Origin of the sequence: Streptomyces sp. NPDC085524 (assembly GCF_044541755.1) — a bacterium.
Taxonomy (GTDB): domain Bacteria; phylum Actinomycetota; class Actinomycetes; order Streptomycetales; family Streptomycetaceae; genus Streptomyces.
In genome coordinates, this window is the sequence record NZ_JBITTH010000011.1 from 147,010 (window position 1) to 162,536 (window position 15,527).

17 protein-coding genes and 1 pseudogene are annotated in these 15,527 nt (G+C 70.6%); 6 read left to right on the plus strand and 12 right to left on the minus strand.

The genetic code is table 11. From position 1 onward, the window contains the following. Positions 1–140 precede the first annotated feature (140 nt). Both ACIGFK_RS19060 and ACIGFK_RS19065 read right to left on the minus strand, forming a co-directional pair. Positions 141–803 carry a response regulator gene (locus tag ACIGFK_RS19060; RefSeq protein WP_386465927.1) on the minus strand — a complete coding sequence of 221 codons (663 nt, stop codon included), beginning with the start codon at positions 801–803 and terminating at the stop codon, positions 141–143. Then, the gene (locus ACIGFK_RS19065; protein WP_400052750.1) at positions 800–1,927 is read right to left on the minus strand and encodes a histidine kinase; all 1,128 of its coding nucleotides are present in this window, start codon (positions 1,925–1,927) and stop codon (positions 800–802) included. The genes ACIGFK_RS19060 and ACIGFK_RS19065 overlap by 4 nt, the downstream gene beginning before the upstream one ends. 237 nt (positions 1,928–2,164) lie before the next feature. Here ACIGFK_RS19065 and ACIGFK_RS19070 point away from each other — a divergent pair, with 237 nt between their 5' ends. Continuing rightward, positions 2,165–2,557 carry a DUF6223 family protein gene (locus ACIGFK_RS19070; RefSeq protein WP_400052752.1) on the plus strand — a complete coding sequence of 131 codons (393 nt, stop codon included), beginning with the start codon at positions 2,165–2,167 and terminating at the stop codon, positions 2,555–2,557. A 325-nt stretch (positions 2,558–2,882) separates the two neighbouring features. Here the strand turns inward: ACIGFK_RS19070 and ACIGFK_RS19075 are convergent, their stop codons facing one another. Together ACIGFK_RS19075 and ACIGFK_RS19080 are read right to left on the minus strand one after the other, a co-directional pair. After that, on the minus strand, positions 2,883–3,596 hold the full coding sequence (locus ACIGFK_RS19075; protein WP_400052754.1) for a hypothetical protein: 714 nt from the start codon (positions 3,594–3,596) through the stop codon (positions 2,883–2,885). Between the two features lie 202 nt (positions 3,597–3,798). Further along, on the minus strand, positions 3,799–4,569 hold the full coding sequence (locus ACIGFK_RS19080) for a MerR family transcriptional regulator (RefSeq protein WP_400052756.1): 771 nt from the start codon (positions 4,567–4,569) through the stop codon (positions 3,799–3,801). 86 nt (positions 4,570–4,655) lie between these two features. On the opposite strand from ACIGFK_RS19080, the gene ACIGFK_RS19085 reads away from it, so the two are divergent. Continuing rightward, complete coding sequence (locus ACIGFK_RS19085) at positions 4,656–5,045, plus strand: hypothetical protein (RefSeq protein WP_400052758.1); 390 nt, start codon at positions 4,656–4,658, stop codon at positions 5,043–5,045. Positions 5,046–5,162: 117 nt separating this feature from the next. On the opposite strand, the gene ACIGFK_RS19090 is transcribed toward ACIGFK_RS19085, so the two are convergent. The 3 genes from ACIGFK_RS19090 to ACIGFK_RS19100 are packed head-to-tail and all read right to left on the minus strand — an operon-like array spanning position 5,163 to position 7,271. Beyond that, positions 5,163–5,420 (minus strand): DUF1330 domain-containing protein, encoded by a 258-nt coding sequence (locus ACIGFK_RS19090; protein WP_400052878.1) that lies wholly within the window; start codon positions 5,418–5,420, stop codon positions 5,163–5,165. Beyond that, the gene (locus tag ACIGFK_RS19095; protein WP_400052760.1) at positions 5,314–6,912 is read right to left on the minus strand and encodes an MFS transporter; all 1,599 of its coding nucleotides are present in this window, start codon (positions 6,910–6,912) and stop codon (positions 5,314–5,316) included. Before ACIGFK_RS19095 ends, ACIGFK_RS19090 begins: the two co-directional genes overlap by 107 nt. Then, the gene (locus ACIGFK_RS19100) at positions 6,909–7,271 is read right to left on the minus strand and encodes a MarR family winged helix-turn-helix transcriptional regulator (protein WP_386466120.1); all 363 of its coding nucleotides are present in this window, start codon (positions 7,269–7,271) and stop codon (positions 6,909–6,911) included. The genes ACIGFK_RS19095 and ACIGFK_RS19100 overlap by 4 nt, the downstream gene beginning before the upstream one ends. Before the next feature lie 695 nt (positions 7,272–7,966). On the opposite strand from ACIGFK_RS19100, the gene ACIGFK_RS19105 reads away from it, so the two are divergent. After that, positions 7,967–8,332 (plus strand): hypothetical protein, encoded by a 366-nt coding sequence (locus ACIGFK_RS19105; protein ID WP_386465906.1) that lies wholly within the window; start codon positions 7,967–7,969, stop codon positions 8,330–8,332. Positions 8,333–8,528: 196 nt separating this feature from the next. Here the strand turns inward: ACIGFK_RS19105 and ACIGFK_RS19110 are convergent, their stop codons facing one another. Both ACIGFK_RS19110 and ACIGFK_RS19115 read right to left on the minus strand, forming a co-directional pair. Beyond that, the gene (locus tag ACIGFK_RS19110; RefSeq protein WP_400052762.1) at positions 8,529–9,053 is read right to left on the minus strand and encodes a hypothetical protein; all 525 of its coding nucleotides are present in this window, start codon (positions 9,051–9,053) and stop codon (positions 8,529–8,531) included. Between the two features lie 3 nt (positions 9,054–9,056). After that, positions 9,057–9,353: a hypothetical protein gene (locus ACIGFK_RS19115; protein WP_386465901.1), complete on the minus strand. Its 297-nt coding sequence runs from the start codon at positions 9,351–9,353 to the stop codon at positions 9,057–9,059. A 227-nt stretch (positions 9,354–9,580) separates the two neighbouring features. Between ACIGFK_RS19115 and ACIGFK_RS19120 the strand changes: the two genes are divergently transcribed. Continuing rightward, positions 9,581–10,015 carry an SMI1/KNR4 family protein gene (locus ACIGFK_RS19120; RefSeq protein WP_386465898.1) on the plus strand — a complete coding sequence of 145 codons (435 nt, stop codon included), beginning with the start codon at positions 9,581–9,583 and terminating at the stop codon, positions 10,013–10,015. A gap of 465 nt (positions 10,016–10,480) precedes the next feature. Beyond that, a complete protein-coding gene (locus ACIGFK_RS19125; protein ID WP_386465892.1) occupies positions 10,481–11,149 on the plus strand; it encodes a lysophospholipid acyltransferase family protein in 669 nt (222 codons plus the stop codon). A gap of 41 nt (positions 11,150–11,190) precedes the next feature. Here ACIGFK_RS19125 and ACIGFK_RS19130 read toward each other — a convergent pair. After that, positions 11,191–11,602, minus strand: a pseudogene (locus ACIGFK_RS19130) (transposase); the annotation flags it as partial. A 76-nt stretch (positions 11,603–11,678) separates the two neighbouring features. Beyond that, complete coding sequence (locus tag ACIGFK_RS19135; protein WP_386465889.1) at positions 11,679–12,188, minus strand: hypothetical protein; 510 nt, start codon at positions 12,186–12,188, stop codon at positions 11,679–11,681. A gap of 612 nt (positions 12,189–12,800) precedes the next feature. Between ACIGFK_RS19135 and ACIGFK_RS19140 the strand changes: the two genes are divergently transcribed. After that, positions 12,801–13,436, plus strand: a complete 636-nt coding sequence (locus ACIGFK_RS19140; protein WP_376655763.1) for a PASTA domain-containing protein — start codon at positions 12,801–12,803, stop codon at positions 13,434–13,436. 171 nt (positions 13,437–13,607) lie between these two features. On the opposite strand, the gene ACIGFK_RS19145 is transcribed toward ACIGFK_RS19140, so the two are convergent. After that, the gene (locus ACIGFK_RS19145; RefSeq protein ID WP_400052766.1) at positions 13,608–15,494 is read right to left on the minus strand and encodes a hypothetical protein; all 1,887 of its coding nucleotides are present in this window, start codon (positions 15,492–15,494) and stop codon (positions 13,608–13,610) included. Between the last annotated feature and the right edge of the window lie 33 nt (positions 15,495–15,527).

Sequence of the window (15,527 nt, forward strand, 5' to 3'; positions counted from 1 at the left end):
ACACCCTGCTCGACGGAGCCGAACGGCAGCCGAGATCACCAGCCCGAAAACGACCACCACTGCGCCGGCACCCGGGTCTACCTCAGGACCACAAGGCAGCCAAATCCCCGGTCGGTCCACGGTAGTTGTCGCCCGTGGGGTCAGGAGCTGCGCGGGGCGACCAGGCCTGATTCGTAGGCGAAGACGACGAGTTGGGCGCGGTCTCGGGCGTGGAGCTTGGCCATGGCACGGTTGATGTGGGTTTTCGCGGTCATCGGGCTGATCACCATGCGGTCGGCGATCTCGTCGTTGGACAGGCCTCGCGCAACCAGGGCGACGGCCTCGCGTTCGCGGCTGGTCAGCTCTTCCAGCCCCGTCTCGGCACCGGTGTCGCGGGGCTGGGAGACGTAACTGTCGATCAGCTTGCGGGTGATCGAGGGGGCGAGCAGGGCGTCGCCGCGTGCGGCCACGCGGACGGCGTGCAGGAAGTCGTCCGGGACGATGTCCTTGACGAGGAATCCGGCGGCTCCGGCGCGCAGCGCGTCGAAGACGTACTCGTCCAGGCCGTAGTTGGTCAGGATGACGACGTGCACCCCGGCGAGTGCAGGGTCCGCGGCGATGCGCCGGGTCGCTTCGATGCCGTCGACGACGGGCATCTGTATGTCGATGAGCGCGATGTCGGGCAGGTGGAGCCGGGCGAGGTCCAGGGCCTCCTCGCCGTCGGCGGCCTCGGCCACCACCTCGATGTCGTCCTCGAGGTCGAGGAGGGCGCGGAATCCGCTGCGGATGAGCGGCTGGTCGTCGACCAGCAGGACACGGATCACGGGGTGCGCTCCACGGGGAGTTCGGCCAGGACCGTGAAGCCGCCCTCGGCCCGGGGTTCCGCCCGCAGACTGCCTCCGAGGGCGGTGACGCGTTCGCGCATGCCGAGCAGCCCGACGCCGGGCACCGGGGCGGTGTCCGGGGTGGCTTTGCCGTCGTCGTCGATGCGGGCGGTGACGGCGTCGGGACGGCAGTCGATGCGGACCGACGCCGTGCCGGCGTCCGCGTGCCGGGCGATGTTGGTGAGCGACTCCTGGATGATCCGGTAGACGGTCCGGCCGACCGCGGCCGGTACGCCATGCCGCTGTCCTTCGATCGCCAGTGTCGTCTCCAGGCCGATGCCGCGGGCCTGTTCCACCAGGTCGGGGACGTGGTCGAGCCCGCGCGGCGGGGTCGTGTCGTCGTCGCGGAGCACGGACAGGGTCGCGCGTAGTTCCCGGCTGGCCTCACGTGCGGCCTCCTGGATCGCGAGCAGGGCCTCCGGTACCTGTTCGCCGCGTCTGCGGGCCACGTGGACGGCGACCTCGGACTGCACCTTGACGACGGAGATCTGGTGGGTGAGCGAGTCGTGCAGCTCTCGCGCGATGTGCAGCCGTTCCTCGTCGGCGCGGCGGCGCGCCGTTTCCTCCCGGGTGTGTTCGGCCTCGTCCGCCCGCCGCTCGGCCTGCCGCACCGCCTCCCCGGCGGCGAAGGCGGCGATGAGCCAGGCGAGCTCCAGGGTGCCGCGGGCCTGCACCGATACTGCGCCCGCGGGCCCGTCGCGGAGGGCCAGCGCCGTGAGCTGGAGGGTCACCAGCAGGATCACGGACGCCGTCACCGCGAGTGTGCGGTGCCCGGCCCGCACCGCCCCGTACACCGCGACCAGGTATGCGACGGCCAGGACGTCGAACCCGGCCGCCTGGTAGCCGACGGCGCACAATCCGGTGACGGCCAGGACGACGACCGGAGCCCGGCGGCGCGCGACCAGCGCCAGGCCGCCGACCGCCAGCAGCACGTAGCCGAGCAGGTCGGTTGCCGTGCCCGGGTGCGTCGCGGACCATCCGGTGCCCAGCATGAGCGTCGTCACGCCCGCGGCGATCGCCCAGTCCTCGACAGCAGCCGGCACTTCGAACCGTCGTTTCCCCATGGGCGCACCTTAGCCAGAGGGCTGTGCGGGCGAGTCCCGCTCACGGAGGAACGGCCCTCTACCGCGCCCGCGGTACACACGCGGCTCCTGCCGCGTTCGCGGTAGCCGCGTACGCCGTCGGCGGCAGCGCAAAATGCATCCGTCTGCGGGACGACCCGCGGTGGGACCGGCGGACAGGATTCGGACGGCATCCAGCCACAGAAGTCGTACGAGGAGTACGAGGAGAAGGAGCACCCCATGTCCGTCCGTTACGTGCTTGCCGCACCGGTGGCCGCGCACGCCTCACTCCAGCCGATCGCCGCCGACGCCTATGAGCTGACCACCGGGCGGCTTGTGGGCACCACGGCCGCGCTGGTGGCACTGGCCGGCGTGGTCATCGGCGCACTGGCCCTGGCCCGCTCCACCGGCCGAATCGGCAACGGCCCCGGGAGGAGAAGGGCTGGCGTGGCCCTGGTGGCGGGGCTGTTCGGCCTGGTCGTCGGCGCGGTGAATCTGGCTGTCGCCGATGGCGGCCCCGGCACCGGCAACGGAGTGATCGGTGGCGCCCTGGCCCTGGTTCTGGGGCTGATCGCCGCGGTCCTCAGCCGACTGGTACTGGTCCGCTCCCGCCGCACCGGGACGACCGGCTGACCGCCCCGTCCAGTTGCGCCGCGGACGCACGTGCCGAACCCGGTGTCGCGTGGGCGAGCCGCAGGCCCCCGTGCCACGTATGGCGGCCCGGGGCGGCACCAAGGCAGGTCGCCATCGCGTGAGGGGACACTTCACCTCTATCGAAGACCGGCGATCCCGCCGCGCTGCGCCGGGGTGCATGAGAAGACCGGTGTGACGGCTGGTCGGCGGACGGAGGGGGCAAGGGAGACATCGCGGGCCGGACTCAGTGCCCGCCACCTGGAGCTGCGGTGTCGTACTCCTTGCCCCTTCATACGCCGCCGGGGGGGCGGGGAGAGGTCTCGTCCTACCGTTCTGGACAGTCGAGTTCCTGGGCGCGTTGGGCAGCCTGCAGGGCGTCCCCCTGCTGACGCCACATTGCGGCTTCCTCTGGCCGACCGAGCTTCTCGAGAACGTAGGCCCGGTGCCACGCGCCTGCTGGTTCGCCTGCTTCTGCGAGTTGTTTCCAGCACTCTGCGGCTTCTTCCAGGCGGCCCTGCCTCAAGAGGAAGTCGCCCAGGGAGTCACGGGCAGAAAGGCCGATCCCGCCGGGTTCATCTGCGGCTCTGCGGTACCAGTGTTCCGCTTCGGAGGTCCGTCCCCTCTCGTCGAGAACGCCGGCGAGGTTCAACGGCGCCCAGGGGTCGCCGGTTTCCACGGCTTCCCGGAGCCAGTACTCGCGCTCATCCTGATCCGCCGCGTACACAGGCATGCTCCGGATCGCCGGGATCCATCCTGCCTGGGCGGCCCGCCTGCACCAGGACGCAGCCGTGAGGTGGTGGTCCTGGCCATGCGGAGTCGCGTTCACTGCCCGGTCGTGGTGGACCCGGGTCAGGGAGTACATCGCTTCGGCATCACCGGCCTCCGCAGCGGCGAACAGCCACTTCTCGGCCGGAGCGTTGCCTGCGCTCCCGGTTTGACAGAGGTACTGTCCGAGCCGTTTCATCGCGGCTACGTCGCCGGCCTCGGCAGCCGGCTCGACCCACGGCTCCAAGGGCTCCGGACGCTTCGGTATCGCCACCTGGTCTCCCGGCCTCGTCACCCGGACACCCGGGACTTCACTGATCGCAGTATCGCAACCGAATGCGAGCACCACCGAGCAGGCACATCTCCTTGCAGGCGGGCCGGAGCCCGGGTCCCGGGTCCGGATTCGGGGGCATGAGCGCAGCCGTTCGCCTCAGGCTGCGCTCATGCCCCGCCGAACAGCCCCTGGTCGCGTGCGGTCAGACCCGGCTCAGCCGTGTATCGGCGTAGACGGTCATGGCATCGCGCTGGTAGACGGCGAGACCGTCGGCGATCTTGTCGAAGTCGGCCCGCATCTGCGGGTCGTCGACATAGGTCTGGCCCACTCCCTTGTACGCTTCCGCGGTCGGGGTCCAGAACCGGCAGATGCCCTGGTAGTTGGCGTCCACCTCGGCCTGAACCGCAGGGTCGGATACCGGTGTGCCGGCCACCATGAACTCCGCCATACGGATCATCTGCGCCGTCACCTCACGCTGCCGGCGCTCCGTGTCCTCGGCGGTCATCGCCTCGACGGCCTGCCGGGACTGCTCCCACACCTGCGGCCACCGCTCCCGTACCTCGGCCTCGGCCTCGGAGGGGGGCTGGAACCCCTCGAACAGGTTCTCCGGCTTGTTGATCTTCGTCATACGGGCCTTGTCCTCACTTTCCTCCAGTTCGGCGATGGTGCGGCCGACCGTACGGGCCAGCGTCTCCAGCCGGTCCCGTTCCGCAAGCAGCCTTTGGTGGTGCTCACGGAGCACGGCCACCTGGTCGAGCTGGCTGTCCAGGACCGCGTGGATCTCACGCAGCCCCAGGTCCAGTTCCCGCATCAGCAGGATCTGCTGCAACCGCAGCAGATCCGCCTCCTCGTAGTAGCGGTGCCCGTTGCTCCCGATCCATGCCGGCGGCAGCAGACCGATCTCGTCGTAATGCCGCAGCGTCCTCGATGTCACCTTGGACATCCGCGCCACCTGCGCGATCGACCAGGCCATTTGCCGGTGCCCCCCTCGCCGGGCCGGTCTCTCCGGCCACACACATGACCGTAGAAGTTGCCGCAACGGAAAGCGCAAGCCCGACCTTGGGCACCCTGGACGCGCAGGAGGACTCCAGCGGTCCGGGCACCCTCGGCGGTCTCCGTGACCTCGGGGACCCGGCCGGCGCCGACGGTGACGAGCGGGCCCGGGCCGAGGCCGTCCTGGCGCTCCTCACGGAGCGGGGCGCGATGGCCGCGCTCGTCGCGGGCGGCGGCACCGACGGGCTCGACGTCCGCGACCGTGCGGCGATCGAACGCCGCGACACCGTGGCCGGCGCCGTCCGCTTCGCGAAGGCCGCCCGTGCTACCGGGGTGCGTCCCGTCTTCGGCGTCGACGTCGCCGCCGCCCCTGAGCCGCGAAGCCACCGTCGGCCTCGCGACCCCGGACGCCGGTACGGGGCGGCACGCACGTGGTGGAACCCCCGCTTCGGGTGACGCTGCCGGCGCAGAGCGCGGAGGGGTGGGGACGGCTCTGCCGTCTCGTGTCCGCTGCGCGGGCCCCGGCCGCGCGGCGCGGGCGGGCTGCCGGTGGAAGATCCGGCCGGACCTCGGTCAGTCGATGCCTTCGACGATGCGGAAGTCGCGCTCTACACCGTCGGAGAGGGCGACCAGCGCCTCCTGGTAGGCCGCGCTCTCGCGCGCCGCGACGGCCTGCTCGAAGCTGTCGAACTCGATCAGGATGGTGCGCCCGGCGATTCCGGCGTCATGCGCCACGACCTGACCGCCACGGGAGAGGACCCGACCGCCCCCGGCCTTGACGGCCGGACCGGCCAGTTTGTCGTAAGCAGCCAGCTTCTCGGGGTCTGAAATGGTGCGGTAGACGCTGACCCAGTAGCCCTTGGGCATGGAACCTCCAGTGTGGGGATGAGTGCATCTGACTTACGGGTTGGCGTCGGCGGGCGAGAGCGAGGCTTGTCAGCGTCGTGATCGCCATGGCGCCGATTCCGACCAGCGCCGCGGTGGTGTAGGCGCTGTCGTCGGGGAAGAGGCGGCCGGGGCCGGTGCCCGCGGCGAGGATCAGGCCGCCGATGGCGCTGCCCAGGGAGTACCCGACGCTGCGGACGACGTAGTTGAAGCTCATGGCGCTCGACGTCTCGCTCTTGGGGGTGACGGCCAGGATGACGCCGGGCATCGCGGCCGAGAAGCCGCCGACGCCGAAGCCGAGCACGCCCATCGCCGCGAACAGTTCGGCCAGGTCCGACCGGGCCGCCGCGAACAGGGCGAACCCGCCGCCGACCACGACGGCGCTGCCGGCCAGGAGCAGGGGGTCGGCGATCCGCGTCCGGACCCGCGGCGTGAGCTTGCCGGCGACGAACCCCAGCACCGAGAACGGGACGAGGACCAGCCCGGCGACGAAGGTCGTCAGCCCGAAGCCGTAGCCGGCGCCGTGCGGCGTCTGCGCGTACCGGGTGATGAGCGTGAGCAGGAGGTACATGCCGATACCGCCGACGAACATGGCGAGGTTCGCCCCGGCCACCGCCGGGTGCCGCACCGCCCGCACATCGACCAGGGGCGTCGTGCTGCGCAGCTCGATGACGACCCAGACGCAGAGCAGCACCACCGCGACGACGGCGAGGCCCGCCGTCACGGCGAGGTGCCGGCTCCACAGGTTCCGGTCGCCGGCGAGGAACAGCACCAGGAGCAGCGCAGCGGCCAGGACGACCGCGCCCGCCACGTCGATGTGGGCGGAGCGGCCTTCGGGGGCTTCGGGCACGGAGCGCCACGCGGTCAGGAGGGCGGCGGCGGTGACGGCCAGGCCGAGGCCGTAGGCGGCCCGTACCCCGCCGAGCTCGGCGAACAGTGCGGCCAGCGGGTAGCCGACGCCGGCCCCGATGATCGAGACCACCGAGATCAGGGCGATCACGGCCGTACTGCGCTCCTCGGGGAGGTGGTCCCGGGCCACGCCCATCATCAGCGGCGTCAGCCCGAGCCCGAGGCCCTGGGCCGCCCTGCCCCCGAGCAGCCAGCCGAACGGCAGCGGCAGCACGGTGAGCGCGCTGCCGGCGACGACGACCGCCAGCGTGGCGAGGATCGTGGCCCGCCGGTGCGGGCCGGCTCCGAGCCGGCCCAGGACCGGCGTGGCGACGGCGCCGCTGAGCAGCGCGACGGTCAGCGTCCACTGCGCGCTGCCGAGCGTGACGTGGAACGAGGTCGCCACGCTGGTGATGAGCGGCGCCCCGAGGCTGCCGACCGCCGCCACGACCAGAGGGATGAACATCAGGGCGGGGACCAGCGACCGCGCCTCGGAAGGCGCCACCGGTAACGCCTTCACCGGGACCCCGTCGGCCGGCTGCCCGGTCACTGTTTCGGCCCTCCGCGGTCCTGGCTCTCGAGCTCTGCCAGATGCTTCAGCGCCGGAAGGGCCGCCACCAGCGCCTCGACCTCGTCGCCGGTGAGCTCGCCGATCAACCGCTCGAACGCGTGGACGCCCGCCTGGCGCCGCGCCCGGACATACGAGGCGCCGTCCTCGGTCAGGCACACCAGCGTGACCCGCTTGTCGGACGCGTCGCCCCGCCGCTCGACCAGGCCGGATTCCTCCATCACCCGGACCAGGGAGGTCATCGCGGGCTGGGTGACGCCCTCGACCGCGGCCAGATCGGTGATGCGCCGCGGGCCGGTCCGGTCCAGGGTGGCCAGGGTGGCGGCGGACGTCAGGCTCATGTCCCGGGGCAGGCGTCTCACCGCCCTGGTGGCCAGGCCGTAGAGGGCTGCCCCGATGGCGGCGGACGCGCCAGGAGCGGCGTCTTGACGACTCATGTCCGAAGCATAGCATTTTTATATTCATAGCTTATGGAAATGGTCGACTGGCACGGGCGGCCTCGATCGCCGGGAGCCGATGACGTCGCGTTGCGCTGCGCTGCGCTGCGCTGCCGGGACAGCTCCGTTCACCGGTCTGAATCCCCGCGTCTTCGGCAAGTTGGCGACCGAACTGCGTGTCGAAGGTGCCGACTCGCCGGGCCGGTGCCGACCGCGGAAGCCGTCGCCGGCGGACCGGGTGCTGCGGGTCGCCACGCACTGGCGGACGAATTGACGATGCGAGAACCGGCCCTGCTGTGGTCCCGCTGACGGCCGTGGTCAGCTGCGTCGCGTCCGGCCTGGCGGCGCCGGGTCATACGGCGCACAGGGCGTTCCGCCGGTGGGGGCGACCGGACAGTCTTCCGCCCGGGTGGTCCGGCAGACCATGTGGGCGACCGACTGCGCCAGGCGGGGCAGGCCCGTCCGTGCAGGACCGGTGGAGTAGGGCCGTGGTGCACCCGGTGCCCGGGCTCTTGATCTCGCCGGACACCCACTCCTTCCATGGTGTCCCGACTACGCTTGCCATGGTCACGGCCAAGATCGAACGAGGGGGTACTCGCATGCCGTACGAGACCGGCGCGAAGGTGAAGCTGACCAGGGATGTGCAGGTCACCGCGAACGACACGGCGGGCAGGATCGGCTTCCCCGGTCCGCTGTGCCTGGCCGAGGGCTTGGAGGGCATCGTCACAAGCTCGGCAAAGGAAGCAGGCGGCCTGGCCCAGGAGGGGCTCGCGGAATTCGAACGGCAAGTACGCGGAGTCCAGTTCGACGGCTTCACGGCCGGCGTGATCGACAACCTCCGTCAGCAGATCATCCAGGCCGGAGGGGCCGGCGCCGGAGTCGGCGCTCAGATCAGATACAGGGTGCGCTTCGAGAACGGGTTCGTTCTGGGCGGTCTTGAAGAAGGCTGGCTGACCAGAGCCTGAGTACCTGCCACGGAGCCCCCGCCGGCCGGCGGGGGGTCCGGCAGCATCGAAAGCGCCGTCAACAGCACGAAGAAGATCAAGCGGCAGCCCTACGGCCGAGCCGGATTCGAGCTCCTCCGCACGATGATCCTGCTTCAGTGCTCTCCAGGATCCGGACGCCAGATGTGCGCCCAGAAATGCCTTCTTGGCGCACTCGTCAGAAACACGGCCCGACCGTGGGATGCGAGACCAAGGCACACGCTGCGACCTGAAGTTGTGCTTCCCATGCCGCATTGTCGAGCCCCAGCGTGTACTCGATGCAGCACCCGCATGGCGGAAGCAGCGCCACGAATGCCTGCTCTTCAGCGGTCTCGACCTGCATCTCCGACCACTCGTCCGATACCAACTCGGCAAGGTCCGCCTCCCCGGCGGCACATCGCATGGCCAGCCTGCGCAGCGCGTAGCGTCGGGACGGGTGGTGATCGGGCAGAATGATCCCCATGTCTTCGAGGGCCCGCTCGAATGTGTCACGGATGTCCCGGGGGTCCGCATGACGCGGCAGACCAGCGAGCTCGCACAGGGCCGGCGTGTCCATTCCCACGGCGAGTGCCTGGGCAGCGGTCATCGGCAGGTCCTCCAAACACACCTGATCTGCCCGATACAGCCACGCCGCCTCCACCAGGGGCGGATAGGCGCTGCGGACGGGGCTGTCAGGTTCGGATGTGTCGTCTGTCGCGGTCATGGCTCATACGATGTCAGCACGGCTCGCGGGAGTACCCGGAAAGGCCGACTCGGACGATCGCTGCAAGCCGCCCCGGAGCTCGACTCGGATGTGCGTGATCCGGGAAGCGGTGGCGCAGAAGGAGATCTCCCTCCCGCCACCGACCACTGCCACGGTGAGGCCGTCCGATGCGCCCTCCGTGATCCGGACGCTGCGCTCCGCCTCCGCGATGATGCCTGCCATGCGGAGGTTGGTGACGCCGGTGAACTCGGCGAAGAAGCGCAGCGTGTTGTACGGCTTGGCCGACCACCTCCTGGCCATCTGCCGCGAGCCGGCATCTTGCTGCTGTCTCCGGTTCGGACACTCCGGTGCGGCTCCGGGGCGCGGGTGTACCGGCGAGGAGACGGTCCCGGACGGCGGGTGGCCAATCGCTCGGGGGTAGCGCTCGTGGAGAGGGGCAGCAGCGCCAGCAGTTCTCTGTCCCGGCTCGGCGCGGGGGTCGACTCCGTCTGTCCAGGATCCGCCGGCCGCTGGGTAGGCTGCGGACCATGTGGAGAGATGCGGCTCTTGAGGCCTTTCCCGAGGCAGAGTTCCGGAGTCCTGCGCAGGCGGCAGCCCTCGCTGACGCCGAGCACCGTCTCGGACGCGGGCTGCCCGCCGAGCTGGGACAGCTGCTCCTGGAGAGCAACGGAATCGTCGGACGTACCGCGGTGGACACCGTGTGGCCCGTGGAACAGATCGTCGAACAGAACCTTCTCTTCCGCTCCGACGGCTCCTTCGCCCAGCTGTACATGCCCTTCGACGCTCTCCTCTTCTTCGGGGACAACGGGGGCGGGGACCAGTTCGCATTCGTGCAGACACCCCAGCGCCCGGACATCTTCGTCTGGGAGCACGAGACCGACAGCCGCCGGTGGGTGGCAGGGGGCCTGAAGGACTACCTGGGCCGTTCACTCGCAGAAGGCGGCGACGACTGGTACCAGTAGACAGTCGGTCGGGTCCCGGAACGCTGTGCCCGATGCCTCGCTGGCCATGGGACCGTACCTGGCCAAGCCCCGCCGGATGCAAACGCGGCCCCGCAGGTCGCGGGTGACGGCCCGGCGTTACAGCTCCTCGTCCTCGTCTTCTCCGGGTTCGGAGTCGCGGACGAACCAGAGGTCGAGGGTGTAGCGCTCGGGGACGGGATTCTGGTCCCAGGCCCGTCCGATCTGCTCAGTGCTCCAGCCGGCGTCGATCTGGCGAAGGGTTTCCGCGTAGTAGGCCGCGGTGGCGGCGCGTCCCGTCCAGGAAGCGTGTCCCTCGTAGCAACCCGGTCGGGGCCGGCCTGGGTGTTTTCACCCGCAGTGCAGCGCCCGGGATGAGTACCAGCCCGAGTACGGCGACTCACGCGGTCCGGGGCAGCCCGCGAAGACGATGGAAGCCGAACCGTCGGACCGGGAGGGACCCGTTTCATGCTCAGCACCATCGCCGACACCCTGCTGCCCGCCTTCGGGCGGCTGTCGGTGACCAGCGACACCGATGCCGTGACCGCGTTCCGGACCGGCAGCATCATCGCAGCGAACCACACGTCGCTCGCCGATCCCGCCATCGTGCTGGCCGCCCTGCGCGGACTGGGCGTCGAGCCGGTCGTGATGGCGGCCGCCGGTCTGTGGCGGGTGCCCGTACTCGGGCGGGCTCTGGCGCGCGGCGGGCACATCCCCGTCTTCCGCGGGGACCGGCGGGCGGCGGCGGCTCTCGACACGGCCGCGGAGGCCCTCGGACAGGGCCGGCTGGTGCTCATCTACGCGGAGGGCGGACTGCCGCGGCGCGGTGACGCAGCCGAGGCCGCCCCCGAGGCCTTCCGCAGCGGGCTCGCCCGCCTCTCCGAGAGGACCGGTGCGCCGGTCGTCCCGCTGGGCCAGGCCGGTGCGCGTCGCATCACGTCCGGGAGCGTGGCCAAGCAGCTCGCGGGGGTGGCCACCGCACCGCTGCGCCGCCCCGGCCTGCACGTGCACGTGGGCGCACCGGTCCACCTGACCGGTGACCACCGGGAACGTACGGCCCGGGCCCGGGCCGCGGTGACCCGTGCGTGGCGGACCGCGGCCGCGCACCTGAACGAGCCGGCCGCGCTCACCGGCTGACCCTCACGAGGATGGGTACCGACGCCTGCCAAGGCAGGTGGGAATGTGCGCTCCACGACCCACCGTTGCTTTCCCAGGGCTGAGCCATGCTCGAATCCTCGGCGGGCGATCAGCGGCTACACACCAAGGGCCCGGGCAAGTCGGCGGTGCCTGTCGTGGTCGTAGCCACGTTCACCAGGCACGACGTCCGGTCGGTGCCGTGGCATGCCCCGCCTACCCCGCACTGGCGGTACGGCCTGGAGGAATTGGATGAGCTGGGTGACGTCGTTGCGGTTGCCGCCGGTCAGGGTGGCGGCAAGCAGGATGCCCGTGGCATCGGTGGTCAAGTGATGTCTGCTGCCCGTCCTGCCCCGATCGACAGGGTCGCCCGGTCTTGGCTCCTCCTCGCAACGCCCGGATGTCGGAGCCGTCGACCGGCGCCCGTGAGAAGTCCGGAAGTCCGGAAGTCCGGAGCGTTCACACGGCGGAACTCGCCTGCCCCCTACCGGATCGTCCGACGAGCTCGCGCCGCCGAGAACAGGTGGACGGCTCATTCCCCGAGTCCCTCGCCCCATTCCCCGGACGGATCGGTCTCCAAGAGGCTCTCTTGAAGGCCTGCGACATGACGTCCGGTGAGGGCGTGGCCGTCAGTGGCATCCGTTTCCTCAAGGCGCCAGCCAGGCAGGTGAGATGTGTCGACGCTGTCGCAGCCCTCATCCAGGGCGTACAGCACGAACGAAATCGTCTCCACAGCGACGGCCCGGGCGAAACCGACCAGGTCGGGCCGCTCGGCGCCCGCGCCGAGCATCCTGTGGGCAACCGGGAAGCTCTCCACAGCGCCCGGCTGCTCCCAGGAGTTGACGGCATCGGCCCAGAGCCGCCTCAGAAAGAGGTAGCGGGCCATCTGGGGAATGTCTTCGCTGATCTCGGACATAGCCCATTCCTCGGGATCCTCGGCATGCACCTCGGTGAAGCGGTCCCGCAGGGCAATCGCTGCTACTCGGGCCTCGTCATCCAGCTCCGCCAGCCACTGCGACCAGGCTTCTTGAAGATCAGTCATGGCCAGAGCATGCCGGATGACCGTGCCGAACGGTGCCGGGCGTTGGCTCGGCCCCTGTGACGTCCCTCCGCCAGCGCTGACCTCCGCTCTCCGCCCCGTCATCCCCTCCGGATGGCGGCTGCGTCCTCACACCCCTTGCTTGAGCGCCGCTTCAAGGATGCGTTCGGGGTCTTCCCGAAGACCGCCGTCCCGACCCTGTAGGCCGTTGGAACGGCTATGTGCTGCGACGCTTCGGACGGCGACCACTACCCGGCTGCACCCAGGTCCAGGCGGAAACACCAAAGTCGCGAATCCAGCCACCCCGAAGGGTGTTATTCCAGCCACGCCGGGCGTAGCGTGAGCACCACCTGGAGGAGCGCGTCAACCTCCCACCCAATGGCGCGCACCACCGAAGAGCCCCGCCGCAACGTCCCCCGTGCGGCGGGGCTCTTCGCTGGTCCACCACCCGCGTCAAGTGACCGTGCACCGACTTCCGGAGGCGTTTGTTCACCTGTCACTGCCGACGCAGCGGGTGAGATACACCCTCATGCACCCATCACCACGCGCAGCCCCACACATCACAAACCGGTCACAGGCATCACACAGGCTCCCAGCCCCGGCGAACATGGCGCGATGCGCTCACACCACACGATCACCCTGCTCACCGCCGCCACCGCCCTCGCCCTCACCGCCTGCAACCCCCAGGCCGCCGATAACGGAAAGCCCGCAGCGACGAGCGCACCGGCCCCTGCAGCCTCTTCCGCGCCCTCCAGCGCCGCGTCTGCCGGGAAGACCGCCACGCTCCCGAACTTCGTCGGGAAGGGCCTCCAAACCGCCCAGGACGAGGCGCAGGCCGCAGGGTTCCACGCCCTCAAGTCCCACGACGCACTCGGCCGCGACAGGCTCCAGGCCCTCGACCGGAACTGGAAGGTCTGCTCCCAGACCCCGGCCGCCGGCACGAGCATCGACACCGGCACGAGCATCGACTTCGGCGCGGTCAAGCTGGAAGAGACCTGTCCGGCCACCGACGCACCCGCTCCCAAGCCTGCCGGCGACACCATGCCGAACTTCGTGGGTCAGGGCATGAAGGCCGTCCGCGGCGCCCTGCCGTCGAACGCGAGCATCACCGTGAAGGACGCGGTGCAGAGCCGCATGGTCCTCCAGGAGTCGAACTGGAAGGTGTGCAGCCAGGACCCCAAGCCCGGGGCAGCGCTCACCGGTCAGCCCCTCTCCTTCACCGTCGCCAAAACCGACGAGACCTGCCCCTGATCCACCGGCTCCCGCCTTTGAAGCGGTCACCTCGCACCGTGTCGCCGATCTGCGAGAAGGCGTCTTCAACCGCACGGCCCCGCCATAGCGACCCAGACCACCCCCCTTACCTCGCAGTCGGCGGGATGCGCGATGAGCCCGACTTCTGTCCGCGGACCAAGCCGGGCCTGCCTACCCGTCGGTGAGCAGCCTCCATGCGAGGGCACGCAGTTCCTCATCCGCATGGGTTTCCTCCGAGAAGGGCGTGTCGCTCAGCAAACGGAGCGGGGAGAAGGCGAAGGCCCGGAGTGTGGGGCGAAGGTGCTCGGGGACCTCGCCGATGGCGGCAAGAGCCTTCAAGGCGCTGAGCCCGACCGGCGCAGCGGAGATCAGCTCGGCAAGGACGGGCACAGCTCGGTCGGGGGACCCGGTGATGGCATGGTGTGCTTCGGCAGCCGCCATACGGGTCCAGTCGTAGCGGGCGGTCAGGAGCGGCTCGATGGTCGGCAGCAGTGGGGCGGCAGCGCTGCCGAGAGGTGTGAGGCCGGCCAGGTACCAGTGGGTCGGGCCCTTCGCCGTCGCGAGCAGGGTCTCGAAGGTGCGCAGCGCCGGGTCGGCCTCGCCGGTGTGTTGGTAGTGGGCCACGGCCGCCGCGATGCTGAGCGAGGCGTCGGTGCTCTGGGCGGCCTCGAGGAGCGCGCTGGTGGTCTCCGTACTCGGGGTGCCGACGCGCCCGAGCAAGCGGGCTGCGACGACGGCACCGCGGCCGGTGCGGAGGCAGTCGACCAGTTCGGGCTGGGCCTGCCCGGCAGCCGTACCGAACCGTTCCAGGGCGGCGACCAGATGGATGGCGTCGTTGCCCGTGGCGCCTGCCGCCAGCGCGCTCCGGATCGCGGGTATCAGCCGGTCGCCGGCCTCCGGGAAGGACAGGGCCGCCGCCTGCAGCGTCTGAGCGCCGGAGCAGTGCAGATCCAGAACCAGAACCAGATCCAGAGCGCGGGGATCGCGGGAGTGCGTCAGGGCGAGGAGTGCGGCTTCGGCGCTCTCCCCCTGCTCGGTGCGTGCGTACTCGTACAGGGCGTCCCGGAGTGCGGCACCCGGCTCGGGGACGTGCCGGACCCAGCGGGCGATGGTGCTCAGGCCATGGGCGGGGCCGCCTGCCTCCCCCTGATGGGGCAGGGCGGCGAGCAGCAGGTCCAGGGCCTGGGGCTCGCGGCCGCGCCAGGTCTCCATGATCTGCCGGGCGATCCAGGATCCGCGGGATCCGATGTCTCCGGCCGCGATCCAGCCGGCTGCGATGGTGAGAGCGGCGTCCGGGTCCTGGCTGAGCAGGCCGGTGAGGTGCTGGTCCTGTGAGGAGGTGCCCGGCCAGGGGTAGTTGTCGTCCCCGGGGTCGGGGTCGGCACCGTCCTCGGTGAGGATCTCCACGAGTCGGGGTGCGTACGGTGGCCCGGACCGCTCGGCGGCCAGAACCGCGGCGGCCAGGCGGACCTCGGGCAGCGGGCTGTCGAGGGCCTCCACCTCACTGCCGCCCGATAGCACCCGGACCACCATCGCGTCCGCCCGTACCGCCGCGACGGGGTCGGTGGCGTACAGAACGTCGACCCGGGCCAGCACCTCGGCCCTCAACTCGGCATGGAGCGACCCGGCCACTGCGGCGATCACGCGCAGCACCGCCCGCCGTATGCCGCGATCGGTGTCATCGAGGTGGGGAAGGAGCTCAGGGAAGACCCGGGCCAGCTCCGCGCAGATCGCGGCAACCACGCTGCCCGGCCAGTGTGGCGACTCGCTGTCCCCTGGGCCGTTGTCGGCGAGCGTGGCGAGCAGCATCAGCAGGTCCTCGCGTTTGCCCGGGACATGGCAGGCCGCGTGGGCGAGGAAGGGGACCGCTGGGGCGGAGGCCGGGTAGACCGTGCCCTGGTGGTGGATGTTGCCGTAGAGCTCGTAGATCGCCTCGTCGACCGTCTCCTGGTCGTCCTCATAGAGCGCTCTGATGAGCTGGGGCACGTCCTCGGCCGAACCGTAGGCATGGGTCAGGTCGTGCCACGGCACGTCGTCCAGTTCGGCCGGAGATCTCATGGGTCCGCGCTCCTCAGCTGATCAAGTGCGCCG